26 protein-coding genes and 2 pseudogenes are annotated in these 24,213 nt (G+C 72.5%); 17 read left to right on the forward strand and 11 right to left on the reverse strand.

From position 1 onward, the window contains the following. Positions 1 to 189: pseudogene (locus tag ACSNOG_RS11070) on the forward strand (hypothetical protein); the annotation flags it as partial. 71 nt (positions 190 to 260) lie between these two features. Next, on the forward strand, positions 261 to 1,016 hold the full coding sequence (locus ACSNOG_RS11075) for a DUF4239 domain-containing protein (protein WP_436752414.1): 756 nt from the start codon (positions 261 to 263) through the stop codon (positions 1,014 to 1,016). Here ACSNOG_RS11075 and ACSNOG_RS11080 read toward each other — a convergent pair. Beyond that, positions 994 to 2,295 carry a cytochrome P450 gene (locus ACSNOG_RS11080; RefSeq protein ID WP_436752415.1) on the reverse strand — a complete coding sequence of 434 codons (1,302 nt, stop codon included), beginning with the start codon at positions 2,293 to 2,295 and terminating at the stop codon, positions 994 to 996. The genes ACSNOG_RS11075 and ACSNOG_RS11080 overlap by 23 nt on opposite strands. A gap of 95 nt (positions 2,296 to 2,390) precedes the next feature. Between ACSNOG_RS11080 and egtA the strand changes: the two genes are divergently transcribed. The 7 genes and pseudogenes from egtA to ACSNOG_RS11115 all read left to right on the forward strand — a co-directional run bounded on the left by egtA (position 2,391) and on the right by ACSNOG_RS11115 (position 7,665). Beyond that, entirely contained in the window at positions 2,391 to 3,689 is a 1,299-nt protein-coding gene (gene egtA, locus ACSNOG_RS11085; protein WP_436752416.1) for an ergothioneine biosynthesis glutamate--cysteine ligase EgtA, read from the forward strand. Then, a complete protein-coding gene (gene egtB / locus ACSNOG_RS11090) occupies positions 3,686 to 5,011 on the forward strand; it encodes an ergothioneine biosynthesis protein EgtB (protein ID WP_436752417.1) in 1,326 nt (441 codons plus the stop codon). Before egtA ends, egtB begins: the two co-directional genes overlap by 4 nt. Beyond that, a complete protein-coding gene (gene egtC / locus ACSNOG_RS11095; protein ID WP_436752418.1) occupies positions 5,011 to 5,769 on the forward strand; it encodes an ergothioneine biosynthesis protein EgtC in 759 nt (252 codons plus the stop codon). Before egtB ends, egtC begins: the two co-directional genes overlap by 1 nt. Next, entirely contained in the window at positions 5,766 to 6,734 is a 969-nt protein-coding gene (gene egtD / locus ACSNOG_RS11100; protein WP_436752419.1) for an L-histidine N(alpha)-methyltransferase, read from the forward strand. Before egtC ends, egtD begins: the two co-directional genes overlap by 4 nt. 94 nt (positions 6,735 to 6,828) lie before the next feature. Further along, complete coding sequence (locus ACSNOG_RS11105; protein ID WP_436752420.1) at positions 6,829 to 7,074, forward strand: hypothetical protein; 246 nt, start codon at positions 6,829 to 6,831, stop codon at positions 7,072 to 7,074. Between the two features lie 103 nt (positions 7,075 to 7,177). After that, positions 7,178 to 7,294: pseudogene (locus tag ACSNOG_RS11110) on the forward strand (dodecin family protein); the annotation flags it as partial. Positions 7,295 to 7,449: 155 nt separating this feature from the next. Beyond that, a complete protein-coding gene (locus tag ACSNOG_RS11115) occupies positions 7,450 to 7,665 on the forward strand; it encodes a dodecin (RefSeq protein ID WP_436752421.1) in 216 nt (71 codons plus the stop codon). Positions 7,666 to 7,729: 64 nt separating this feature from the next. On the opposite strand, the gene ACSNOG_RS11120 is transcribed toward ACSNOG_RS11115, so the two are convergent. The 5 genes from ACSNOG_RS11120 to ACSNOG_RS11140 form a co-directional block, all read right to left on the reverse strand. Next, entirely contained in the window at positions 7,730 to 8,263 is a 534-nt protein-coding gene (locus ACSNOG_RS11120) for a GNAT family N-acetyltransferase (protein WP_436752422.1), read from the reverse strand. A gap of 23 nt (positions 8,264 to 8,286) precedes the next feature. Continuing rightward, positions 8,287 to 9,852 carry an asparagine synthase-related protein gene (locus ACSNOG_RS11125; protein ID WP_436752423.1) on the reverse strand — a complete coding sequence of 522 codons (1,566 nt, stop codon included), beginning with the start codon at positions 9,850 to 9,852 and terminating at the stop codon, positions 8,287 to 8,289. Positions 9,853 to 9,923: 71 nt separating this feature from the next. Next, complete coding sequence (locus ACSNOG_RS11130; RefSeq protein ID WP_365983240.1) at positions 9,924 to 10,085, reverse strand: hypothetical protein; 162 nt, start codon at positions 10,083 to 10,085, stop codon at positions 9,924 to 9,926. Positions 10,086 to 10,484: 399 nt separating this feature from the next. Continuing rightward, positions 10,485 to 10,610 carry a hypothetical protein gene (locus ACSNOG_RS11135; RefSeq protein WP_436752424.1) on the reverse strand — a complete coding sequence of 42 codons (126 nt, stop codon included), beginning with the start codon at positions 10,608 to 10,610 and terminating at the stop codon, positions 10,485 to 10,487. Positions 10,611 to 10,882: 272 nt separating this feature from the next. Then, positions 10,883 to 11,176 carry a DUF7848 domain-containing protein gene (locus ACSNOG_RS11140; RefSeq protein WP_436752425.1) on the reverse strand — a complete coding sequence of 98 codons (294 nt, stop codon included), beginning with the start codon at positions 11,174 to 11,176 and terminating at the stop codon, positions 10,883 to 10,885. A 567-nt stretch (positions 11,177 to 11,743) separates the two neighbouring features. On the opposite strand from ACSNOG_RS11140, the gene ACSNOG_RS11145 reads away from it, so the two are divergent. The 3 genes from ACSNOG_RS11145 to ACSNOG_RS11155 are packed head-to-tail and all read left to right on the forward strand — an operon-like array spanning position 11,744 to position 13,494. Further along, positions 11,744 to 12,139 (forward strand): hypothetical protein, encoded by a 396-nt coding sequence (locus tag ACSNOG_RS11145; protein ID WP_436752426.1) that lies wholly within the window; start codon positions 11,744 to 11,746, stop codon positions 12,137 to 12,139. Then, complete coding sequence (locus ACSNOG_RS11150; RefSeq protein ID WP_436752427.1) at positions 12,123 to 12,647, forward strand: DUF6879 family protein; 525 nt, start codon at positions 12,123 to 12,125, stop codon at positions 12,645 to 12,647. Before ACSNOG_RS11145 ends, ACSNOG_RS11150 begins: the two co-directional genes overlap by 17 nt. A gap of 7 nt (positions 12,648 to 12,654) precedes the next feature. Further along, a complete protein-coding gene (locus ACSNOG_RS11155) occupies positions 12,655 to 13,494 on the forward strand; it encodes a helix-turn-helix domain-containing protein (RefSeq protein ID WP_436752428.1) in 840 nt (279 codons plus the stop codon). 9 nt (positions 13,495 to 13,503) lie between these two features. Here ACSNOG_RS11155 and ACSNOG_RS11160 read toward each other — a convergent pair whose 3' ends face one another. The 3 genes from ACSNOG_RS11160 to ACSNOG_RS11170 all read right to left on the reverse strand — a co-directional run bounded on the left by ACSNOG_RS11160 (position 13,504) and on the right by ACSNOG_RS11170 (position 16,374). After that, a complete protein-coding gene (locus tag ACSNOG_RS11160) occupies positions 13,504 to 13,683 on the reverse strand; it encodes a hypothetical protein (RefSeq protein WP_436752429.1) in 180 nt (59 codons plus the stop codon). A gap of 99 nt (positions 13,684 to 13,782) precedes the next feature. After that, on the reverse strand, positions 13,783 to 14,094 hold the full coding sequence (locus ACSNOG_RS11165) for an HNH endonuclease (protein WP_436752430.1): 312 nt from the start codon (positions 14,092 to 14,094) through the stop codon (positions 13,783 to 13,785). 624 nt (positions 14,095 to 14,718) lie between these two features. After that, entirely contained in the window at positions 14,719 to 16,374 is a 1,656-nt protein-coding gene (locus tag ACSNOG_RS11170) for a recombinase family protein (protein WP_436752431.1), read from the reverse strand. Between ACSNOG_RS11170 and ACSNOG_RS11175 the strand changes: the two genes are divergently transcribed. From ACSNOG_RS11175 to ACSNOG_RS11195, 5 genes are all read left to right on the forward strand, one after another. After that, complete coding sequence (locus ACSNOG_RS11175) at positions 16,270 to 16,527, forward strand: dodecin family protein (protein WP_436752432.1); 258 nt, start codon at positions 16,270 to 16,272, stop codon at positions 16,525 to 16,527. The two genes, ACSNOG_RS11170 and ACSNOG_RS11175, sit on opposite strands and share 105 nt — an antisense overlap. 19 nt (positions 16,528 to 16,546) lie before the next feature. Beyond that, positions 16,547 to 18,055: a hypothetical protein gene (locus ACSNOG_RS11180; protein WP_436752433.1), complete on the forward strand. Its 1,509-nt coding sequence runs from the start codon at positions 16,547 to 16,549 to the stop codon at positions 18,053 to 18,055. A 145-nt stretch (positions 18,056 to 18,200) separates the two neighbouring features. After that, entirely contained in the window at positions 18,201 to 18,899 is a 699-nt protein-coding gene (locus ACSNOG_RS11185; protein ID WP_436752434.1) for a response regulator, read from the forward strand. A 17-nt stretch (positions 18,900 to 18,916) separates the two neighbouring features. Continuing rightward, positions 18,917 to 20,410: an ATP-binding protein gene (locus ACSNOG_RS11190; RefSeq protein ID WP_436752435.1), complete on the forward strand. Its 1,494-nt coding sequence runs from the start codon at positions 18,917 to 18,919 to the stop codon at positions 20,408 to 20,410. Further along, positions 20,407 to 20,952, forward strand: a complete 546-nt coding sequence (locus ACSNOG_RS11195; protein WP_436752436.1) for a hypothetical protein — start codon at positions 20,407 to 20,409, stop codon at positions 20,950 to 20,952. Before ACSNOG_RS11190 ends, ACSNOG_RS11195 begins: the two co-directional genes overlap by 4 nt. Positions 20,953 to 21,015: 63 nt before the next feature. Here ACSNOG_RS11195 and ACSNOG_RS11200 read toward each other — a convergent pair whose 3' ends face one another. Both ACSNOG_RS11200 and ACSNOG_RS11205 read right to left on the reverse strand, forming a co-directional pair. Beyond that, the gene (locus tag ACSNOG_RS11200) at positions 21,016 to 21,765 is read right to left on the reverse strand and encodes a polysaccharide deacetylase family protein (protein WP_436752437.1); all 750 of its coding nucleotides are present in this window, start codon (positions 21,763 to 21,765) and stop codon (positions 21,016 to 21,018) included. A gap of 121 nt (positions 21,766 to 21,886) precedes the next feature. Then, on the reverse strand, positions 21,887 to 24,154 hold the full coding sequence (locus ACSNOG_RS11205) for a heavy metal translocating P-type ATPase (protein WP_436752438.1): 2,268 nt from the start codon (positions 24,152 to 24,154) through the stop codon (positions 21,887 to 21,889). Positions 24,155 to 24,213 lie beyond the last annotated feature (59 nt).

Genomic DNA, 24,213 nt, shown 5'->3' on the forward strand with positions numbered 1-24,213 from the left:
GCACCCGTCCGGCTCCACGCGCCGGCGCCCTCGCACATTGCCCCGCGCGCCTACCACGCCGCCGCCTCGCCCCCGCCCGAAGGCGGGGCGTCCCTGGTCACCCTCACCCTGCTGCTGACCACACCGGCCGTGCTCGCCGCGGCGATGCTGCGGCCGCGGGGCGGCGGCAGCGGCGGCCGGCGCGGCTGACGTCCGTACCCCCGGCGGGCGGTCTTTCGCCCGCCGGCTCCACTCCCGCTCTCGTCTTCCGGAGGTTTCCCTTGTCCGAGTGGCTGGTCCTGGTCCTCGCCATGGCCGCGGCATGCGCGGTCGTGCTGACCATCACCGTGCTCCGGGAGCGAAGGCGCGGCGAGGACGAAGACCCGAGCGAGACGCCCGACGTCATCGAGTACATGACGATGATGATCGGCGTGGTCTACGCCATCGTGCTGGGCCTGGCCATCGCCGGCGTCTGGGAGGCCCGCAACAGCGCCCAGGACCAGGTCCGCGCCGAGGCCCAGGCGCTGCACGAGGTCACCCGGCGGGTGCAGGCGTACGCACCGGCCGCCCGGGACGGCGTCCGCGAGGACGTCGACGCCTATGTGAGCTACGTGGTGCACAAGGAGTGGCCGGTGATGCTCAAGCGCGGCGAGCTGACCGACCGCGGCACCATGCTGCTGGACAAGGTGCGCGAGGACCTCACCTCCTACGAGCCGCGCAACGACCACGAGGGCCAGTCCTACCAGCCGCTGCTGGACCAGATCGGCGCCGCGGACGCCGCGCGCAACGCCCGGGCGCAGAGCGCGGGCGACACCATGCCGGGCGTGGTGTGGTTCGGCCTGGTCGCGGGAGCGCTGATCGCCGTGGGGCTGATCTTCACGCTGCAGATCCGGCGCTCGGCGCGCGAACTGCTGCTGGCCGGCCTCTACAGCGCCCTGATCGCCTTCCTGCTCTTCCTGATCTGGGACTTCAACTCGCCCTTCGGCCACACCGTCGCCGACTCCACCGCGCCGTTCACCGACCTGTTCGCCATCTGACGGGCAGGTGCTTGAGGCCGTTCTGGAAGTTCGACGTCAGGCGCACCGGCTCGCCCGCCCGCTCCAGGCCGGGCAGCCGGTCCAGGACGGCCCCCAGCACGGCGCGCAGCTGGGCCCGGGCGAGGTGGGCGCCCGGGCAGAAGTGCGGCCCGTACCCGAAGCTGACGTGGTCGTTGGGCGTCCGGGTGACGTCGAAGCGGTCCGGGTCGGGGAAGGCGCGCTCGTCGCGGTTGGCGGACGGGTGGAAGACGGCGACCTTCTCGCCGCGCCGGATGAGCCGGCCGCCGAGCTCGGTGTCGCGGGCGGCGGTGCGGCGGAAGTGCACGACCGGCGGCCAGTAGCGCAGCATCTCCTCCACGGCCGAGGGGATCAGCTCCCGCCGGCCGCGCAGGAGCGCGAACTGGTCCGGGTGGTCGAGGAGCGTGAGCAGGGCCCCGGGTATCGCGTTGCGCGGGGCCTCGCTGCCCGCGACCGCGAAGAGGAAGAACATCATCTCGAACTCGTCGCGGGACAGGCCCCCTTCGCGCATCAGCGCCATCACGCTGCCGGGCGCGGGCTCGTCGGCCAGGGCGTGGGCGTAGTGGAACATGTCGGCCAGCGCCTCGCGCGAGCGGGGGTTGACCGGACGGCCGTCCGGGCGCGTCCGCGGTGCGGGGCGGAGGGCGAGGGCCGCGCGCCCCATGGGGGTGAGCCGCTCCGGGGCGGCCGTGTCCGACGCCGCGTAGTCCGCGTCCTGGTAGCCGACGATCCGGTTCGCCCAGTCGTGGATCAGCGCCCCGTCCTGCCGCGGCACGCCCAGGACGTGCGCCAGGGTCTGCACGGGCAGCTCCGCGGAGACCTCCACGAAGTCCGCCTCGCCGCGGTCGGCGACGCGGTCGACCAGCGACCGGGCCCGCGCTTCGATCACCGCCTCCAGTTCGCGCACGGCCCGCGGGGTGAGCGCGGAGGCGACGATCCGGCGCAGCCGGCCGTGGCCGGGCGGGTCCTGGTTGAGCATCGTGGTCCGGACGAACCGCAGGTCCGCCTCGGTGTCCGGGTCGCGCAGCTGGGTGGCGCCCAGGTGCGAGGAGAAGGTCTGCGGGCTGCGCAGGACGTGCTTGACGTCGGCGTGCCGGAAGACGGCCCAGAAGCCCGGCCCGGGCGGCCAGGGGCCGACGGCCGGCTCGGCGATCCGGCACACGGGGCTGTTCTCCCGCAGCTCCCGGAAGAGGGCGTAGGGCACGCCGCGGGCGTAGGTGCCGGGCAGGAAGACGTCGGTGGTCACCTGTTCTACGGTCACGCGGGGACCGTAGACCCTCCTCTGGCGGGCGAGTCAAGGGCTCGCCACAATGTGGGGGTGACCATCGGCCGGTACGACGGACGGAGGTACCGACAGTGACGCAAACCCGGTCCGACAGGGCGGGCCCGCCCCGCGTGGTGGACGAGGCCGAGGCGGACGCCCTGGTCCGCGGGATCTGTTTCAAGACGGGCCCGCCGAAGTTCCTCGGCGTCGAGCTGGAATGGCTCGTTCACGACCTGCGGGAACCCTCCCGGCCCGTCTCCCCCCGCCTCCTGGCAGCCGCCGCCGACCGGCTGCGGACCCTGCCGCTGCGATCCCTGATCACCATCGAGCCCGGCGGCCAGCTGGAGTTCAGCTCCCGGCCCGCGGAGTCCCTCACCGCCTGCGTGGAGGAAGTCTCCGCCGATCTGGCCACGGCCCGCCCCGCGCTCCGCTCCCTCGGCCTCTCCCTCGCCGGCTACGGCAAGGACCCCTGGCACCCCCCGCGCCGCGTCCTCACCACCCCCCGCTACCGGGCCATGGAGGACTTCCACGACCACTGGGGCGGCGCCGGGCGCACCGTGATGACGAAGACCGCCTCCGTGCAGGTCTGCGTGGACGCCGGGCACGAGGAGCCCGGGCCGCTCGGCTTCGGCCGGCGCTGGCGGCTGGCGCACCTGCTGGGCGCCGTCCTCGTCGCCGCATTCGCCAACTCCCCCCTCGACGGGGGCCGCCCCACCGGCTGGCGCTCCACCCGCCAGGCCTGCTACGAACGCATGGACCCCGGCCGCACCCTCGCCCCGGCCGAGGACCTCGACCCGCGGGCGGCCTGGGCCGCCTACGCCCTGGACGCCCGGATCATGTGCCTGCGCTCCGACGAGGGCCCGTGGGAGCCGCCCTGGGGCCTGGACCTGCGCGGCTGGACCCGTACGGGGCACCCCCGGCCCGCCACCGACGACGACGTCGCCTACCACCTGACCACCCTGTTCCCGCCGGTGCGGCCCCGGGGCCACCTGGAACTGCGCATGATCGACGCACAGCCCGGCGACGACGGCTGGCTCGTGCCGCTCGCCGTCACGGCCGCCCTCTTCGACGATCCCGTGGCCGCCGAGACCTCCTACCGGGCCGTGAAGGCCCTCGCGGACACCGCGGGCCCGGAGCCCGCGCCCCGCAACGCCCTCTGGCGCACCGCCGCCCGCCACGGCCTGGCCGACCCCGAGCTGCACGCCGCCGCCGTCACCTGCTTCGCCGCCGCCCGCGAGGCCCTGCCCCGGCTCGGCGCCACCCGACGCATCCTCGACGCCGTCGACACCTTCACCGAGCGCTACGTCGACCGCGGCCGCTGCCCCGCCGACGACCTCCTCGACCGGTTCGCCGGCGAGGACCGCGCCACCGGCAAGGAGAGCCCCGCATGACCGCACCCGGCCCGGACCCCGACGTCCTCCGCCGGCGCGCCACCGAAGCCCTGCTCCGCGCCCGCGCGCGCACCGGGCTCCTCACCGGCTGCGTCGACGACCGCGACCTGACCGCCCAGCACTCGCCCCTGATGTCCCCGCTGGTGTGGGACCTTGCGCACATCGGCAACCAGGAGGAGCAGTGGCTGCTGCGCGCCGTGGGCGGCCAGGAGGCGCTGCGCCCGGAACTGGACCCCCTCTACGACGCCTTCGAACACCCGAGAGCCGCCCGGCCCGCGCTGCCGCTGCTGCCGCCCGCCGAGGCCCGCGGCTACGTCGCGGACGTCCGCGGCCGGGTCCTGAACGTGATCGAGGCGACCCCGCTCGACGGCGGCCCGCTGACCGCGTCGGGCTTCGCCTTCGGCATGATCGCCCAGCACGAGCAGCAGCACGACGAGACCATGCTGATCACCCATCAGCTGCGCCGGGGCCCGGCCGCGCTCGGCGCGCCCGAGCCGCCGCCCGCCCCGCCGGACGCCGCCCGGCTGCCGCCCGAGGTGCTGGTCGAGGGCGGCCCGTTCACGATGGGGACCTCGGCCGAGCCGTGGGCCCTGGACAACGAGCGGCCCGCCCACCACCGCTTCGTGCCCTCGTTCTTCATCGACACGCTGCCCGTGAGCAACGCCGCCTACCTGCGCTTCATCGAGGACGGCGGCTACGGGGACGCGCGCTGGTGGCACCCCGAGGGGTGGCGGCACGTCCGCACCCACGAGCTGACGGCCCCGCTGTTCTGGCGGCGCTCGGGCTCCGGCTGGCTGCGGCGGCGCTTCGGCACCGTCGAGCCCGTGCCGCCCGACGAGCCGGTCCTGCACGTCAGCTGGTACGAGGCCGCGGCCTACGCCGCCTGGGCCGGGCGGCGGCTGCCCACCGAGGCCGAGTGGGAGAAGGCCGCCCGCCACGACCCCGCCTCGGGCCGCTCCACGCGCTACCCCTGGGGCGACGCCGACCCCGCGCCCGAGCACGCCAACCTCGGCCAGCGCCACCTGCGCCCGGCGCCCGTCGGGGCCTACCCCGAGGGCGCCTCGCCGCTGGGCGTCCGGCAGCTGATCGGCGACGTGTGGGAGTGGACCTCCAGCGACTTCCTGCCCTACCCGGGCTTCCGGGCCTTCCCCTACCGGGAGTACTCGGAAGTGTTCTTCGGCAGCGCCCACAAGGTGCTGCGCGGCGGGTCCTTCGCCGTCGACCCGGTCGCCTGCCGGGGCACCTTCCGCAACTGGGACCTGCCGGTCCGCCGGCAGATCTTCTCCGGATTCCGCACCGCACGCGACGCCGAGCCCGCCTGATGTGCCGGCACATCGCCGTCGTGGGCCCGCAGGAGCCCATCGGCGCGAGCATCGCCGACCCGCCGCACTCGCTGGTCCGCCAGTCCTGGGCACCGCGGCGGCAGCGCCACGGCACGGTCAACGCGGACGGCTTCGGCGTCGGCTGGTACGCCGAGGGCGACCCGGTCCCCGCCCGCTACCGGCGCGCCGGGCCCGTCTGGGCCGACCTGTCCTTCGCCGACCTCGCCCGGGTCGTCCGCACCGGCGCCCTGCTCGCCGCCGTGCGGGACGCCACCGCGGCGGACGCGGACGGCGAGGCCGCCGCCGCGCCCTTCACCGCCGGACCCTGGCTCTTCAGCCACAACGGCGCGGTGTCCGGCTGGCCGCTCACCGCCGCGCCGCTCGCCGCCCTGCTGCCCCCCGAGGCGCTCCTGCGGCTCGCGGCCCGCTGCGACTCTGCGCTCGTGTGGGCCCTCGTGGAGCACCGGCTGCGCGGCGGGGACGCCCCCGGCGGCGCCCTGGCCGACACGGTCGCCGAGCTCGCCGAGGCCGCCCCCGGATCCCGGCTCAACCTCCTCCTCACGGACGGCACTTCCATCGCCGCCACCGCCTGGGGGGACACCCTCTGGTACCTGACGGACCCCGCCGCCGGCCGCACGGCCGTCGCCTCCGAGCCCTACGACGACGACCCGCGCTGGACCGAGGTCCCCGACCGCACCCTGCTCACCGCGACCCGCACCGCCGTCACCCTGACACCGCTCAAGGAGCCCTGCCCGTGAGCCCGTTCGCCCTGACCCGCACCCTCCCCGCCGACGCGACCGCCGCCGCCCTGCGCGCCGACGTCGCCACGGGCCTGACCCGCACGCCCAAGGAGCTCCCGCCGAAGTGGTTCTACGACGCGCGCGGCAGCGAGCTGTTCGACGAGATCACCCGCCTGCCCGAGTACTACCCCACGCGCGCCGAACGGGAGATCATCATCGCCCGCGCGGACGAGATCGCCGCGGCCACGGGCGCCCGTACCCTCGTGGAGCTCGGCTCCGGCTCCTCCGACAAGACCCGCCACCTCATCCGTGCCCTGGCCTCCCTCGACCACTACGTGCCCGTCGACGTCAGCGAGAGCGCCCTGACCGGTGCCGCGGAGGGCCTGCTGGCCGACCACCCGCAGCTGACGGTGCACGCCCTCGTGGCCGACTTCCAGTACGGCCTGCACCTGCCCACCACCCCCGCGCCGCGCCTGCTCGCCTTCCTCGGCGGCACGATCGGCAACCTTCGCCCGCAGGAACGATCCGCCTTCTTCGCCGCCGTCCGCGCCGAACTCGCCCCCGGCGACGCGCTCCTGCTGGGTGCGGACCTGGTCAAGGACGAGCACACGCTCGTACGGGCCTACGACGACGCGGCGGGCGTGACCGCCGCCTTCAACAAGAACGTCCTCACCGTCATCAACCGCGAACTGGAGGCGGACTTCGACCCGGACGACTTCGACCACGTCGCCCTGTGGGACCCCCGGCAGGAGTGGATCGAGATGCGGCTGCGGGCCCGCAGCGCCCTCGTCGCCAAGATCCCCGCGCTCGACCTCGCCGTGAACTTCACCGCCGGCGAGGAGCTGCGCACCGAGATCTCGGCCAAGTTCCGCGAGGCCGGAGTGCGCGCCGAACTGGCGGCGGCCGGCCTGGAGACCACCCACTGGTGGACGGACGCGGAAGGACGGTTCGCGCTGTCGCTGTCGGTGCCCGCCGCCGGTTAGCGGCCCGGGCCGCCGGGCTGAGCCTGCCGCCGGGGGTGTTCGCCCGGCGCCGCGCGGGTAGGTTGCGGCTGCCCGGCGACGAGGAGGTCCTGCCATGTCCGACGAGGAAGCCGAAGCGACGGAAGCGGCGCCCGAGCCGTCCGGGACGCTGGAGCTCGCCGACCGCGACGGCATCCTGACCCTGACCCTGTCGGGCGGGGGCGTCATCCCCAAGGTCGTCCCCGTCCTGGACGAGTCCGGCAAGCTCCTCGCGGTCTACACCGCGGGCCCGCCCGCCCCGCCCGCCGCCGACGCCGCGCCGGACGTCCTGGCCGAGCGCACGGTCGTCGACCCGGGGTGAGCCGGCCCGGGTGAGCCGGTCGCGGGCGCTCGCCTCGCGGGCGCGGGCGCGGTGGGCCACGGTGGTGGTGACCGCACCGGCCCTCACCCCTGGAGCAGCACCCATGACGCACCACACCTACCGCGTGACCGAGATCGTCGGCTCGTCCCCGAACGGCGTGGACGAGGCCGTCCGCAACGGCCTGACCCGCGCCTCCCAGACCCTGCGCAACCTCGACTGGTCGGGGTGACCACTTGCAGGTCAGCATAGTGGCGGTCGTCTGAGGGCCCAGGACCGGGCCGCTCCACCACGCCAACGGCGGCATTCACCTGGCGCCAGACCGCCGACGGGACGACGGTGAAGGTACAAGCCGCCGAATCGCCCGGAGAGGCACCCATGTCGAATCACACCTACCGCGTGACCGAGATCGTCGGCTCCTCCCCCGACGGCGTCGACCAGGCCATCCGCAACGGGCTCGCCCGCGCGTCCGAGACTCTGAGGAACCTTGATTGGTTTGAAGTGGTTCAGATTCGGGGGCACCTGGAGAACGGCGAGATCGGGCACTACCAGGTGGGGCTCAAGGTCGGCTTCCGGCTGGAGAACGGCGACTGAAAGCGCTTGAGGTGTAAGCAGGCCCCGCCTCCGCCGCGTTCAGCGGGGAAGGCAGGGCCTCGCGTCAGCCTTGGAGTACGGCGAAGCGCTCGCGGAGGTCCTTGACGGCTTCAGCACGCCGCGCCATGAGGTAGACGCGGGTGTGAGTTCGCTGGACCTCGTGGAGGAGCTGGAAGCCCTGGCTCTCGTTGTAGGCGACCAGCCCCGGGAAATTGCATCCGCGGCGAACCCACTGCTTACCCTCGGCGGCGGCGCGGTCCACGGCCCACAGGGCCATGGTGGTTCCGGGCTTGTGCCGGCGGTACGCGGGGTCGGTGACGCTGGAGTAGAGATAGTGCGCCGGCTCCGCCAGTTCCTCGTCCGTCCAGCCCCACGGCGGGGTCTGGTCCTGCACGCTGATGAACCCGATGAGCCGCCCGGCGTCATCATCGGCGAGGACCCACACGTCGCCGCCGGGGTTCTCGGCCTGTCCCGCGAGGTCGGCGGCGTTCTCCCGCCAGCTCGGCAGGCCCCTGTCCTCCAGCCATGCCGAGCGGGCGAGGATCATGGTTTCGACGGCGGGGGCGTCGGCGGCCGTTGCCGGGCGCATGGCGAACATGTCTCTCCTGGTTCGTGGTGGTGTCAGAGGAAGGCTTGGGCGGCGAAGTGCAGGTCCAGCACTTCGAGGAGCTGGGCGTCACCGTCTTCGCGGTAGGGCCCTTCCGACAGCCGACGAACGGCTTGGCGGAGCCCGTCCGGGTCCACCACCTGTTCCTCGAAGAGGGGTGAGCCGTCGTGGAGCATGCGGGCGAAGAGGGGCCGTGCGTGGGTGGTGAGGGTGTGCTGGACGACCTCGGCGAAGGACTCGCGCTCGCGGGATTCGGTGACGTCCGGGCTCAGGCCCAAGGCGGCCAGTCGGCGGCGCTGGAGCTGTTTGAGCTCTCGCCAGTGCATCGGCAGCCACTCGCCGAGCTGGACCATACCGGGGTCGGCGAAGGGGTGGACGGGCCAGATGCCGGCGCGCATCAGCACGGGGGCTGTGGTCTCCAGGGACAGCAGCGTCATGCTGTTGACGGCGGCGGGCGGGGCGATGTTGTCGTCCGCGTACTCCAGCGCGGCCCGCGCGCGAGGCCCGATCCAGGGCAGGGCGTCGCTGATCTCGCCCATGGACTTGTGCGGGTATTCGTCCTGGGACAGGGCCACCATCTCGTCGCCGCCCAGGCCGGTGACGACGACGCGTGCCCCATGCTCGGCCAGGGTCTCGGTCAGGCGGGTGAAGGGACGGTGCAACGGTTCCTCGTACGGGCTGATGCACTCGCCCCGCACCCGCGCGCACTCCGGGTTGAGCGGGGCGTGTTCCATCGCGTCGACCAGGTGGTCCGGCTCGGCGAAGGGGAGGGTTTTCAGGATCTCGGTGCGCCGCCGGATCTGATGGGCTCGTCCGGGGCCGGCGATGAGGAGGGCGGCGGTCGGGAACCGGCCGGGGTGGCGTTCGGCGAGGCGGGTTCCGACGGTGCCGGAGTCGAAGCCGCCGGTGAGGTGGAGCACGGTGTCGACCTCGTCGAGCGGGCGCAGGTCCAGGGCGTCGTCCATGGCGGCGACGAAGGCGGTGAGGACGTCGGCGTCGGGGGCGAGTTCGCGGGGGCCGCTGTGCAGGACGGGTTCGGGGTAGCGCAGGTTCAGGTGGCCGCCGTAGGTGGCGGTGGTGCGCTCGGTGACGCGGTGGATGCCTCGGAAGACGGTCTCGGTGCTGTAGCGGGGGCGGTAGATGAGCAGCCGTGCGACCTCGCGGGGCGAGAGGCCGGCGGCGTGGTCGGCGAGGTCGGCCATGTCCCACGAGCCGTACAGGCTGGTGGTGTTGCTGGCGACGTAGAGCGGGGCGATTCCTCCCGGGCCCGCCGTCACCCGGCACGGCAGGCCCGGGGCCGTCTCGATCACGACGTAGTCGGCGGGCCACTGCCGGGCCAGTTCGGCCGCCTTGTCGAAGTCCCTCGGGGTGACTTCGGCGAGGCGGGAGTGGGCCGTCGGGCGGCCCGCGACCCGTTCGCGCGCGACGATCAGCGTGCGGGTGCCGTCGGTCACGGCGGCCTGTTCCACCATCGGATGGTTGAACGGCGCGATCTCGCTCGTGCCGTCGGTCGTGACGTAGCGGCGGCCGTCCCAGATCCAGGTGGTGCTCGCGTACGGGGTGAGGCGCAACTTGATCACGTGTGCTCTCCCTTCGAAGGCCCGAGGGGCACGGCGAACCGGCCCCTCGGGTGGTCGAGACGATCGGTGAATCAGGTGGCGGTGGTGTCGTACGTCTTCGCGCCGTCGGAGGAACCCGCGGTCTTCTTGTACTCATGGGTCTCCGCCGGCGTCTGGACCCGGCGGTGCGCCTTGGTGGTGAACAGCCTCTCGAAGCTTCGAGCGCGCCTGAGCGGCGGGGTGAACTCGTTCACGGCCTCACTCCTGTTGCTCTCCCGACGCGGGGGACGTCCCCACGTGGTGGTGCTCTTGCGGACCCGCCCCGGCGGAATGGACCTCAACCAACAGCCGAGGCGGGAGTCGAAGGGGCAGTCCTTCACGAATCGTGAGGGTGCCGGTGGTGGTGCTCGTGCGGCCGGTAGGCGGTTCGGGGCGACGGCTCGCGATGCCGAGGGCGGCTCCGGCGAGCGCCCGGTAGTCCGTGAAGGCGTGGGCACCACCGCGGCAGCGCTCGACGCCGTCCCTAGCGGTGCGGTCCTGCAACGGGTGAGTGCAGCGCGCCACCCGCCGGACGTGAGGCCCCGCGCCGGCCGGGCTTCCCGAGGGAGAAGGGAAGTCCGCGGGGTTTTCCGGCGGGCGCGGGGAGTCGGTAGTCACAGCGCCGCCACGGCCCGGGTACGGGGAAGCTCTGCGGCCCGGGGGTACAGCGGCGCGGCCGTCAGGAAGGCGAAAGGGGCGACGACCAAAGCGAAGGACTCCCCGTTGCGTAACTCGGCCATGGCCTGCTCGTGCGCCTGGATATCGCCCTCCCACGCCCGCAGAATCTGGGTCGGGTCCGGCCGCGACGCGGGGTAGCCGGCCCGGAGGAGCCCAAGGTGATGCGGGTCCTCCGGGGCGGGGTCGAGCCGGTTGGCCGCGTACAGGGCGTGCCACCGTAACCATCGGACAGCCAGGCGGGGAGTCTTCGTCGGCTCCCCCGCCAACGCGAGAAGCCTGGAGCCGTCCCCCGCCAGGCCGTGCAGCTCGCACCAGTACCGATACGACGGGCGGCTCACCGGGGCACCCCCGCGGACAGGTCACGCTGCTCCACGTCGGCGTACGGGTTGTCCTGGCAGGGCTCGGTTCGCCAGTACGTCTCGGCGTGCAGCTTGAAGACCCGGCACCCGGGGCTGCGGCCGGTGTGGCTGAGCGACCAGTGCTGGGCCGGGCCGGCGTCGTTGTCCGTGGCACCCGACTCCGCGCCGCAGGTCATGCACTCCATCGAGTAGATGGCATCGGGCACACCTTCGCCCGTCAGCAGCCGCAACGCCCAGTTGGCGACGGCCAGGTGAAGCCGGGGCGTCATCGGTGGTCTGCCTCCCAGCGCCTCCGCAGTCTCACGTTTGCGTCCAGCCGCGCGCTGCTGTAACCCGCCCGCCGGTCGGCGGCCAGCCTGCGACACTCGGCGCAGTCGGCCACCGGCTTCGGGTCGGACAGGGGAAGCGTCAGGTGCACGGCATCCGACATCGACGTCTCGCTCCTCACCGGAGAGCCCCCTGCCTCCGGCTGCGCTCGTTCACCTCGGAGACTCGCGCGCGGAGCTGCACGCTGCGCTCGACCGAAGCCGCCGCCCCGCCGTGCATGAGCGCAACTCCGCCTCCGTCGACGGGGCGCCCCTGGTCCGTGTTGGTCGCTTCTTCCGACCCGTCGGCCAAGGCTTCCCCTCGGCCGAACGCTCTTCCGATCTCCATGATTCGGTTCCCCGTCCTGGATCTCGCGTGGCTTGGGTTCCCAGACGACCGTAGGGAGCTGTTGACTCAAACCCCAAGCAGATTGCGCGAGTTTGCAGCAAGCAGGTTGACGGGGGGATACGTCGCACGGACGATCGGTTCTCTGAGCAATCCGGCGCAAGGAAGCGGACGGGAGAGCGACGATGAAGCTACGGTTCCTCGGCAAGAACAGCACCCCTGGGGACAGCCCCACCCTGTACGCCACCGACCAGGACAGCTACGTCGTCCAGGGATGGAAGGTCTACGCGAACGACCTGCTGATGCAGCTCGACGTGCCTGCCGGCCACACAGTCGTGGAAGTGCCACCCGAGCTCTTCGAGCACCTGAGCAAGGACGGCGTGCCGGCGGGGCAGATCCGGCGTTTCGAGCCGCCGATCATGCTGGTGACGGAGCAGGGCACGTGTGTCCTCCAGGGACCTGCTATGACGGACGCGGAAGCCCTCAGCCAGATGCGCATGCCCGACTACGAGACCTGCATCGAGGTCCCCAAGCCCTCGATCACGGCCCTGCTGGAGGAGAACAGTGGACCTGATCACTAGCGCCGAGCGCGACAAGCTCTTCGAGAGCTTCGAGCGCGACGCCTTCCACCTCGAACTGCGGGACGACTACGGCTCCCCCGTCGAGGACACCCCGTACGCCCGCTGGCAGCGCGGGGAGCCCGACGACTACGCCTGGCTCGACCCGTGGATGACCCTCATGAAGCGGGTGACGGCCGAGGGGAAGACGGTGCGCCGGGTCCGCGTCATCAGCGAGCCGCACTCGCAGTACGTCCGCTGGGAGCACTCCCTGACCCGCCTGAACATCGAGGCCGGCGAAGACATCCGATGGTTGCCCCGGCACCAGGTGCCGGACTCCCTGACCTTCCCCGTGTCGGGTAACGACTGGTGGCTGTACGACGACCGGCTTCTGGCGGTCGGCCACTTCAGCGAGGACGGCCGCGTCCTCGGGTCCGAACTCATCGACGACCCCGTCACGGTCGCGGAGTGCGTCAAGGTACGTGACGCACTCTGGTCCGTCGCCATCCCGCACGGCGAGTACAAGCCCTGATCCACCAGTGAGCAACAGAGCACAAGAGGCCCGTGAGGCCCTGGGCGCCCGGCTGCGCGGGTTCCGCAAGGACGCGGGATTCGCCAGCGGCCGGGCGTTCGCGGCAGCTATGGGCTGGCAGGAATCCAAGGTCTCGCGTATCGAGAACGGACGGCAGAACGCCAGCGAGGACGACATCCGGCTCTGGTGCCGGAAGACCAGCACCGACGACCAGGTCGATGACCTGATCGCCACGGTCCGGCACATCGAGGAACTGTGGCTGGAGTGGCGACGCCAACTCCACACCGGGGCGGAGCAACGACAGCGCAAGGCGCTCCCCGTCTACGCGAAGACCAAGGTATTCCGGATCTTCCACCCCACAGTGGTGTGGGGCACGCTCCAGACAGCCGAGTACGCCGCTGCAATGTTCCAGCAAGTCGTCAATTTCTACGAGATCCCTGACGACACGGATGCTGCGGTGGCCAAGCGCATGGAACGCCAGCAGTACCTCTATCAGGGTGACCGTATATTCAATGTGCTCCTTTCCGAACAAGCCCTGTACACGAACATCGGCGGGAAAGACGTCATGCGCGGCCAACTGGACCGGCTCCTCGCGGTCATGCGTCTTCCACGCCTCAGCCTCGGGTTCATCCCGCGCGACGCACCGATGCACCTCTGGCCCGGCAACTCGTTCTCGATGTTCGACGACAAGCTTGTACTCGTCGAGACGTACTCTGCTGAGTTCTCGGTAACCCAGCCACGGGAAATTGCCCTGTACGCGAAAGCCTTCGACATGCTGAAGAGGTCTGCCGTATACGGCGAGCGCGCCAAGGCGCTCATCACCAGAGCACTTGCCCACTTGGACTAGCCGGTGAGGCTAGGCCCTGACCGGCGGAAGGGCCGACGAGTCGCCGGTCACCCACTCCGCCGTGAACGGCCTGTACGCCTCGTCGTTGCCCTTGACCCAGATCATCAGCGCCAGCGGGACTTGGGTACCCAGGGCGCAGCAGATCAGGCGGAACGCGGCAGGTGCACCGAAGGGCCCCTCCACACCCACCGGCCACGCGCTCCGCGCGGGCCACGTACCCCACCGGGCGCTGCGGCCCGGGGGCCTCTCCCGGAAGCACCCCGGGGGGTTCGCGCAGGCTCAGGGGGCCTACAGCGCCCCAGGGTGGGGCCTGCGGCTGCTGGGTACCTCGCGGGCTTGGCGGGCCCGCTTCCGGCCGGCCGCCGCTTCCTGCGCCGTCTTACGAGCGTGGTGCCAGTGGCACAGCGACCACAGCGCCTCGGGCCGGTGGTCGTGCGGGTCGAAGCGATGGTCCACCTCGGTGGCCTCCTCGAAGCACGGCAGACCGGTGTCGTACCGGACCCACCGGCACAGGTGCGCATCCCGCAAGAGGACGGCGGCGCGTAGCTGCGCCCAGTTACGGGGAAGCTGAGCACGGCGGGTGCTGGTGGACCACGCCACTTAGCAACTCCAACGGACTGGGAGGGAAACTGGCCGTGCTGTACGACGATGCGGGCCAACACGGCCTCGGTACCGTCCACGGCAAGGCCGCCCAGACCGAAGGGGCTCACGATGAAGACCGCACCGCGCCCGTACCTCGACATCCGTTGTGGCAGCGTCCGTGTGACCGTCGGGCGCCCGCCGATCCGGTTCTTGGCCTTGATCACGACTCTGACCAGTTCCGGCGTCGCTGCGTGGCTGGCCGCCCGGTAGCCGACGGGGGCCGTTACCGGTGGACCCGGTGTCGGCAAGCCCAGGCTCGCCGACACCGTCGGTTCGTCGTCCAGCGCCCCGCCCGGGGTCGAACCGTGGGAGGAGAGTCACCACGGGACCGCGCCAGGCAGGGCGGTGTGCAGGGCCGCGCTACGGGGCGTCGCTCGTCTTCTGCGCACGCGCGCGCGTGGCGCTCTCGGCCTTGCACCTTGATTAAGTTCGGGTGGGGTACAGCACCAGGGGCCACCGAGCGGATGGCCGCTCGTGCATCAGCAGAAAAGCCGCTGCCCGCTCCTTCTTCTCCTCGTTCGCGTACAGGAGAGAAGGTACGGACAGCGGCTTTCGCGCTGCTACCAGCGCCGATGAGCGCCTTTACGCAGCAATATCCAAGGGTCCGACCTCGTGGTCACTGTGACCATCGACCCAAGTGATCCACACACGCTTGTCACCGTTCCAGGGGGCTGCGTGGTAGGGGGCCTTGGCCACATCGATGCGAGTTATTGCCAGGCGTATCAGCTCCCGTCGGAGGGCGCTGTCCGCGCCTTCCCACGCCTCCCGTGCTTGCAACGGGTCGACAAGGAAGTCGATGTCCAACGACGACGCACTTGCCGTTTGCTTGACTCGCTTGCGGGCCACATCCACATCCGCGATGGCCTCACGCATAGCCGGCGCGTACAGCGGCTCCGCCGCCCCGTCATACAGGCCGGCGCGCCGGTCCTTCTCCAGCCTCTTCATGGCCGCCTCAGCGCTCTTCAGCGCCTCTGCTGCCTGCCGAGCCTCCGCCGTCTCCTCCGGCTGCACGAGGGCTGCCCACCGCTGGGCCACGAGCGTCTGCAAAGGATCGCCCGGCGTCGATGCCCCCAGCCGCGTGATCCAGCGCTCGAACACGTACTCCTCGATGGGCTTCCTGCTGACGAACGCCGGCCGAGGGCAGTACTCCCAACGCGAGCATTTGTATCCCTTGCCGTTGTGCTGCATCCGCGAACCGTCACCCGTGCAGAACGTGTAGCTCGTGATCAGGTGTCGGGCCCTGCCGCCTGCCTGCATCATCCGCTGAGTCTTCGGAGAGTGTTGGACTCCGCTCAGTCTGTCCATGGCTGCGTGCTGCTCTGCGTCCGTCACCAGTCCCTCCCAGACACGGACGCGGTTGCCCTTCTCGTCCCTGAAGACCTGGTGCCGCGTAGTGCCGTTCGGACGGATGGTCTGCCATCCGGCGTAGATCGGGTTATGGATCATGGACCGGACGGTGGTGTGGATCCACTTCGAGCCGGGACCACGAGGGCCGGGAAATCCCTCGTCTTCGAGGGTGGCCGCCATCCTGCGCGTAGACGGTTCGTCGTCGGCAGTCTCGACGATGATCCGACGGGCAATGTCCCCCTTGGTCGGCCCCTCGGGGCGATCAGGGTCGGCCGGCTCGTCGCACCGACGCAGGGTCCGGCGCTCTTCTTCCGGGTCGTCGGGGTCCTCGACAATCACGATCTCGGTGCCATAAGGCGCGCGGCCCTGGACCCACTGTCCGGTGCTCCGCTGATGCGCCTTCGTGTCCGTGACGCGCTCGGACAGGAGGTCCGTCTCCTCACGCGCACGCTCGGCCGCCCTGATCAACTCGCCTCGGTCGCGGCGGTTGGTCGAGTCCAGGCCGATGCCGGGGTTGTCCGGGTCACCGTTGTCGAACAGCAGCCGTCGGGGTATGCCGTCCTCAGGCTCGATGATCTTCAGGATCGCGCCCGCACCCGTACGGTCCCACCGGTCCAGCTTGTAGACCCACAACGCGCCGGTCTCCCCCTTGACCAGCGCGTCGAGAGCCTTGTCCTGCTCGTCCCGCTGCTTGCGCTTGCTGAAGCGCGATGCTGAACCCACCTCGATCCACACGTGCCGCACGGTGAGCCCCAGCTCGGTCGCTACAGCCCTTCCGCGCGCCTCTTGCGCCGATGTACTCAGCTCTCGCTTTCGACCCCGGCTCGCCCTCGACTTCACTGCCTTGGACTTGCGGCAGAACAAGTCGATCAGGTTACTGGTGTCGCTCATAGGCCCATTATTCCTTATGCCGTCTGGATACCTGTAAGCGGTCACTTGTCCTGGTTCGAGGTCACCCAGATCCGGGGACACCTCGTGGACGGCGCGATCGGCCACTACCAGGTGGGCCTGAAGGTCGGCTTCCGCCTGGAGGACGGCGACTGACCGCAAGGTCCCGCGCGCCGTGCTCGAATCCGTCGACGCTCCGGCGGGGACGCCCGGCCGGAGGGCCGCCGAGGCCGCTCCGCCCCCGGGACGCATGCTGCCGGTGGCGGCGGTGTGCGTGCTCTACGTGCTCGTCCAGCTGGCGCTGACCGTGCCGGGCACGGGGCTGGGCTGGGACGAGACGGTGTACGCCGGGCAGGTCAGCCGCATCGTGCCCGCGCCGTACTTCAGCGCGCCGCGGGCCCGCGGCATCACCTATCCGGCCGCACCGCTCGTCCGGCTGACCCCGTCGGTCCTCGCCCTGCGCGTGTGGATGGCCCTGTTGTCGGGTGCCGGCCTTTTCCTGGCGCTGCGCGTGTGGCGCAGGCTGCTGCCGGCGGGCGTGCTCGCCCTGGCGGCCGCCCTGTTCGCCGGGCTGTGGGTGTCCCTCTTCTACGGGCCGCAGGTGATGCCCAACCTGTGGAGCGCGTACGGGGCGCTCCTGGCCACCGGCGCCTTCCTGCGGCTCGCGCGCGACGGGCACGACCGGGCGGCCGCCGCCTGGACGGCCGCGGGGGTGGCGGTGACGGCGCTGATGCGGCCGCCGGACGCCGTGTGGCTGGTGGCGGCGCTGGCCTGCTGCGCGGTGTGCGTCCGCCGGTGGCGCCGCCCGGTGCTGTGGGCGGCCCTTGCGGCGGGCCTGCTGGTGGGCTGCGCGCCGTGGGTGGCCGAGGCGTACACCGCCTATGGCGGGCTCGCGGCCCGCCTGCGGCGCGCGGGCGAGATCCAGGGCGGCCTGGGATGGCACTTCGCCCTCGACGACCACCTGCGCGCCCTGGACGGGCGCGGGCTGTGCCGGCCGTGCACGGTGCCCTGGCGGCACAAGGCGGCGGCCGTGTGGTGGTTCGCCCTGCCGGTCGTGGTGGCGGGCGGAGTGCGGGCCGCGGTGCGGGCCGGGCGGACGGCCTCGGCCCTCGTACCGGTCGTGGCCGCGGCGGCCCTGGCGGCTCCCTACCTGTTCACCGTCGGCTACGCGGCCCCGCGCTTCCTGCTGCCCGCCTACGCGCTGCTCGCCCTGCCGGCGGCGCTCTGCCTGCGATGGGCCGCGGCCCCGGGTGGGCGACTGCGGGCGCTGCCGGCCGGGCTGGTGGTGATCGGGCTGTGCGGGCACCTGGCGGTCCAGGCGCGCATCGCGGCCCACGCCGCCGACCGCAGCCGTCTCCTGCGGATCGCGAACGGGGCCGATGCCGCCCGCCTGCACCGGCTCGGCGTACGGCCGCCCTGCGTGCTCTCCGGGGACCGCGCGGTCCCCCTCGCGTTCCACACCGGCTGCGCCTCGCGGCAGACCACGGGCCCGGACGCCTCCGTCACCGAGCGGGAGCTGGCACGGCTGGCCGCACGGCAGCCGGTCGGAATCCTGGTGCCCCCGCACGGGCAGCCGCCCGCCTTCGCCCGGACCTGGCGCGCGGCAGCGATGCCGGAGGGGAGGTCCGGCGGGGGCCACCGCGTCTACCTCTCGCCGCCGGCCGTCACGGCTGCGGAGCAGTGAGCCCTGCAGAGCAAGGGGCCGTGCGGGGAGTAGGCTCCGGGGACGGCCGTCCGGCCCGGGAGCGAATATGAGCAATCCGTGACAGTTCCGCTGTTCGGAGGCCCGTGCGACGCACGAGTGTGCAGTGGGGAACGATACTGTCCGCATGTCACGGGTACTGCTGATCGAGGACGACCGCGCGGTACGGGACGGCGTCACCCTCACCCTGCGCCGCCGCGGCCACGAGGTGGAAGGCGCGGCGACCGGCGAGGCCGGGCTCGCCGCCATGGACACGTTCCGGCCCGACCTCGTCCTGCTCGACCTCATGCTCCCCGACAAGAGCGGCTTCGAGGTGTGCCGCCGCATCCGCGCCACCCAGCAGATCCCGATCATCATGCTCACCGCGCGCGGTGACGACATAGACGTCGTCCTCGGCCTCGAAGCCGGCGCCGACGACTACATCGTCAAGCCCGCCCGCGGCGAGGTCCTGGAGGCCCGCATCCGCGCCGTGCTGCGCCGCGCCGCCCCCGGCGACGGCGGCCCGGACCCGGCCGCCCTCCAGCCCGTGGAGATCCACGGCGACCTGACCGTCGACCGCAAGGGCCTGCTCGTGGCCAAGCACGGCCAGGACCTGCCGCTCGCCCCCTCCGAGCTGAAGCTGCTGCTGTACCTGTCGGCCACCCCGGGCCGCGTCTTCAGCCGCCAGCAGCTCCTGGAGCACGTGTGGGAGCACAGCTACCACGGGGACGCCCGCCTGGTGGACGCCTGCGTGATGCGACTGCGCACCAAGGTCGAGGACTCCACCCGGTCGCCCAAGTACATCCAGACCGTCCGCGGCTTCGGCTACCGCTTCGGACCCCTGTGAGACGGCCCGCCCCGCGCATGCCCGGCCTGCGGATGCCGTCCCTGCACGTGCCCGCCCTGCGCCGGCCGTCCCTGCGCGGCGTCGCCGCCGGCCTGCGCGCCCGCCTCGTCGTCGCGTTCCTGCTGGTCGCCGCGCTCAGCGCGCTCACCACGGCGGCGCTGACCTTCCGCGAAGCCCGCACCGCCATCCTCAAGCGCACCCAGGACACGGCCATCGAGGCCCTGCGCTCCCAGGTGAACTCGCAGGTGCCGGACTACGCCTTCCCGCTGTCCGCGCAGGCCCTGCAGGATCTCCAGCACCGGCTCAACGCCGCCGGCAGCGCCCAGCGCTGGACCGTCTACGTGCGCTACCGCGGCAGCGGGCTCGTGCCCCGCGGCGACCACGGCCGGATCATCCCGCGCGGCGTCCAGGAGAAGGTGCGCTCGGGCATCCCGGCCTTCCAGCGCCTGGACAGCGACGGCGACCCCTGGCTCGCCATCGGGCTGCCGGTCACCTACCGCGGCAGCAGCGAGGCCTCCGGGCTGGAGGTGTACGCGCAGATGCCGCTCCGCGAGGACGAGGCGAACGTCCAGGCCCTGGTCAAGGCCGCGCAGAGCGGCGCCCTGCCCGCGGTCGCCCTGGCCGCCGTACCGGCCCTGATCGCCGCCCGCGGCGTGCTGCGGCCCGTGCGCGAACTGCGCCGCGCCTCCCGCAAGCTCGCCGCCGGGGAACTGGACACCCGCCTGAAGGTCACCGGCCGCGACGAGCTCGCCGACCTCTCGCGCACCTTCAACGACATGGCCGAGGCCCTGGAGGAGAACGTCGCCGAGCTGCGCCGCATGGAGGCCAACTCGCGGCGCTTCGCCGCCGACGTCTCGCACGAGCTGCGCACCCCGCTGGCCGCCATGACCGCCGTCGTCGACGTCCTCGACGACGACGCGGACTCCCTCGACCCCGACACCGCCTACGCCGTCCGCCTCATCAGCGAGGAGACCGGCAAGCTCGCGCGGATGGTCGAGGACCTGATGGAGATCTCCCGCTTCGACGCGGGCGCCGCGGCCCTCCACGTGGACGAGGTCGACGTCTGCGAGACCGTCCGCAAGACCCTGCAGGCCCGCGGCTGGCAGGACAAGGTGGCCGCCGACCTGCCCGAGGGCCTGCGCGCCCGGCTGGACCCGCGCCGCATCGACGTCGTGGTCGCCAACCTCGTCGGCAACGCCCTCAAGCACGGCGGCGAACCGGTGGACGTCGCGGTCCGGGTGACCGGGGAGGGCTCCGGGCGGAGGCTGCTGATCGAGATCGCGGACCGCGGCCGGGGCATCGACCCCGAGGTGCTGCCGCACGTCTTCGAGCGGTTCTTCAAGGCGGACTCCGCCCGGGCCCGCTCCGAGGGCAGCGGCCTCGGACTCGCGATCACCCTGGAGAACGTACGCCTGCACGAGGGCACCGTGCGGGCGGCCAACCGACCCGGAGGAGGCGCGGTGTTCACCGTGGACCTGCCGCTGCGGCAGTGCGGGGGCGAGGCGGCATGAGGGCGCGACGCGCGGCCCCGGCCGTCCTGCTGGCCGCCGCGCTCGCGGGCTGCGGCGTCACCACCACCGACGTGATCGACGTGGGGCAGCCCGCCACGGGGGCCAAGCGGCAGGGGGAGGTCAACTCGGCCGAGGCCAAGCTCTACTTCATGTCGCCCACCGGCGTCACGCAGGTGACCCGCCAGGCCAAGGCCAAACTCGGCGCGGAGGACGCCATCGCGCTGCTGCTGGACGGGCCGGACGAGGACCAGCGCGTCCGGGGCCTGTACACCGACGTGCCCAAGATGAAGGGCGAGGTGCACGTCACCACCGGCACGCTGCGGGTGAGCATCCAGATGCCGTTCAACGTCCTGCGCCTGACGCCCGTCTCCAAGGCCCAGTTCGTCTGCACGGCGGCCGCCAACGAGGTGCCGCGGGGCAGGCAGATCCACGACGTCAAGGTCGAGCTCAGCGGCGGCGGGTTCGTCATCTCCGACCTGGTCTGCGACAGCAACAACGCCTTCCCGGCCGGCAAGCTGCCGACCCCGGCCCCGTCCCGCTGATCCGGGGCCGGGTTCGGGGCCGGGTCCGGATCCGCGGCTGAGGGCCGGGGCCGGCGGGCCGGGTCACGTCCGCGGGAAGCTGAAGGCGTAGCCCTGCTGCTTGAGCTTGGGCAGGAGCCGTTCGAGGGCCTCCACGGTCTGGGTGCGCGGGCCGCCGGCGTCGTGCATCAGGATCGTCGGACCCTTGCCCAGCTCGCGGTCGACGGTGCCGAGGATCCTGTCGACTCCCGGGCGTTCGAAGTCCTTGGTGTCCACGTTCCAGCCGAGCGGGCGCATCCCGTGCCCGGCGGCGATGCGCCGGCTGTCCGGGGTGAACGCCCCGCCGGGTGCCCGGTAGTAGCGCACCGGCTCGCCGCCCGAGGCCTCTTCGATGAGCTTCTGGGCGTCCAGGATCTCCTTCTCCTGGTAGGCCACCGGCTTCTTGTCCATGGTGGTGTCGTGCGACATGGAGTGGTCGCACAGCCGGTGGCCGCCCGCGACGACCTTCTTGACGAGGTCCGGGTGCTTCTGCGCGTTGGGGCCCGTCATGCAGAACGTGGCCTTCACGCCGTTCGCCCTGAGCACGTCCAGCACCTTGGGCGTCCAGGTCGGGTCCGGGCCGTCGTCGATCGTGAGGTTGACGGCCTTGCCGGAGTCCTCCGGCAGGTGCTCGATCTCCTGGCTGACCGTCCTGCCGGCCGCGGGCCGCTCCGCGGCGCGGGAAGTGCTGCCGCTGTCACGCTCGTTGACGGCCACGGCGAGCGTCCCCGCGGCTATCGCGAAGACCGCCGCAGTGGCCGCGATCCGGTTCCTGTGCTTCTTCGGCAGCGCCATGACGTCGCCCCGCCCTCCCTCTCGGTGTCCCTTACACCGAGGGAGAGGGCGGGGGAGGGGACGAGCGTTGCGCTTGTTACGAATTGCTCACGTATCCGGCATGGGCCGGTGGCGGCCGGTTTCAGCCGAGGGGACGGAAGCCGCGCAGCCGGAGGCTGTTGCCGACGACGAAGACCGAGGAGAAGGCCATCGCGGCCCCCGCGATCATCGGGTTGAGCAGCCCCGCGGCCGCCAGCGGCAGGGCCGCCACGTTGTAGGCGAAGGCCCAGAAGAGGTTGGCCTTGATGGTGCCGAGCGTCCGCCGGGCGAGGCGGATGGCGTCGGCGGCGGTGCGCAGGTCGCCGCGGACGAGCGTGAGGTCGCCGGCCTCGATGGCGGCGTCGGTGCCGGTGCCCATGGCCAGGCCCAGGTCGGCCTGGGCGAGGGCGGCCGCGTCGTTGACGCCGTCGCCCACCATGGCGACCGAGCGGCCTTCGGCCTGCAGCCGCTTGACGACGTCGACCTTGTCCTGCGGCAGGACCTCGGCGATCACCTCGTCGATGCCGACCTCGGCGGCGACCGCTTCGGCGACGGCCTTGTTGTCACCGGTGAGCAGGACGGGCGTCAGGCCGAGCGCGCGCAGCCGCCCGACGGCCTCCGCACTGGTGTCCTTGACCGCGTCGGCCACCTCCAGCACCGCGCGGGCCTCGCCGTCCCAGGCGACGACGACGGCCGTGCGGCCCGCGGCCTCGGCGGCGTCCTTCGCCTCCCGCAGCCCGGCCGGCAGGTCCATCGCCCAGTCGGCGAGCAGCTTCTCCCGGCCGACGAGGACGGCGTGGCCCTCGACGACGCCCTGGACGCCGAGGCCGGGGACGTTGGCGAAGTCCTCCGGCACGGGCAGCGTGCCGGTGCGCTCGGCGGCGCCCGCGGCGACGGCCCGGGCGATGGGGTGCTCCGAGGAGTGCTCCAGCGCGCCGGCCAGCCGCAGGGCCTCGGTCCGGCTCACGCCGTCGGCGGTGCGGACGGCGAGCAGGGTCATGCGGCCGGTGGTCACGGTGCCGGTCTTGTCGAGGAGGACGGTGTCGGCCTTGCGGGTGGTCTCCAAGACCTCGGGGCCCTTGATGAGGATGCCGAGCTGGGCGCCGCGCCCGGTGCCGACCATCAGGGCGGTGGGCGTGGCGAGCCCCAGGGCGCACGGGCAGGCGATGATCAGCACGGCCACGGCCGCGGTGAACGCGGCGGTCGCGCCCGCCCCGGTGGCGAGCCAGAACCCGAGGGTGGCGAGCGCGAGGACGATGACGACGGGCACGAAGACGGCGGAGATGCGGTCGGCGAGGCGCTGGGCGGCGGCCTTGCCGTTCTGCGCGTCCTCCACGAGCTTCGCCATCCGGGCCAGCTGGGTGTCCGCGCCGACGCGGGTGGCCTCGACGACGAGGCGGCCGCCCGCGTTGAGCGTGGCGCCGGTGACCGCGTCGCCCACGCCGACCTCGACGGGGACGGACTCGCCGGTCAGCATCGAGGCGTCCACGGCGGAGCTGCCCTCGACGACCGTGCCGTCGGTGGCGATCTTCTCGCCGGGCCGGACGAGGAAGCGGTCGCCGGTGACCAGCCCGGAGACGGGGATGCGCTCCTCGCTCCCGCCCCTTAGGACCGTGACCTCCTTGGCCCCCAGCTCCATCAGGGCCCGCAGCGCGGCCCCGGCCTTGCGCTTGGAGCGGGCCTCGAAGTACCGGCCCGCCAGGATGAAGGCGGTGACGCCCGCCGCGGCCTCCAGGTAGATGTTCTCCGCGCCGTCGCCGCGGGCGACCGTCAGGTCGAAGGAGTGCGTCATGCCCGGCATGCCCGCGTCGCCGAGGAACAGCGCCCACACCGACCACAGGAACGCCGCGGAGGTGCCCACCGAGATCAGGGTGTCCATGGTGGCGGCGCCGTGCCGGGCGTTGGTGAACGCGGCGCGGTGGAAGGGCCAGGCGGCGTACGTGACGACGGGTGCCGTCAGGGTCAGCGACAGCCACTGCCAGTACTCGAACTGCAGAGCGGGCACCATGGCCAGCAGGACGACCGGAACGGCCAGCGTCACGGCCGTGATCAGCCGCTGCCGCAGCGTCCGCAGCTCGTCGCCCTCCGCGGCGGGCTGTCCCTCCGGGCCCCCGGAGGGCGCCGCCTCGGCGGGCGCGGGCGGCTCGGCGGTGTAGCCCGTGGCCACCACGGTGGCGATCAGGTCGTCCACCGAGACGCCCTCGCCGTGGAAGACCCGGGCCTTCTCGGTGGCGTAGTTGACCGTGGCCTCGACGCCCTCCATGCGGTTGAGCTTCTTCTCGATCCGGGCGGCGCAGGAGGCGCAGGTCATGCCGCCGATCGCGAGTTCGACCTCGGCCGTGCCGGTGGTACTGCTCGTCGTGGTGCTCATCCGCGCTCCTCGTGCCCGTTCCCCTCATACCCCTAGGGGGTATCTCTTAGGTTCATGTA

Origin of the sequence: Streptomyces sp. URMC 124, assembly GCF_051386455.1 — a bacterium.
Classification (GTDB): Bacteria; Actinomycetota; Actinomycetes; order Streptomycetales; family Streptomycetaceae; genus Streptomyces.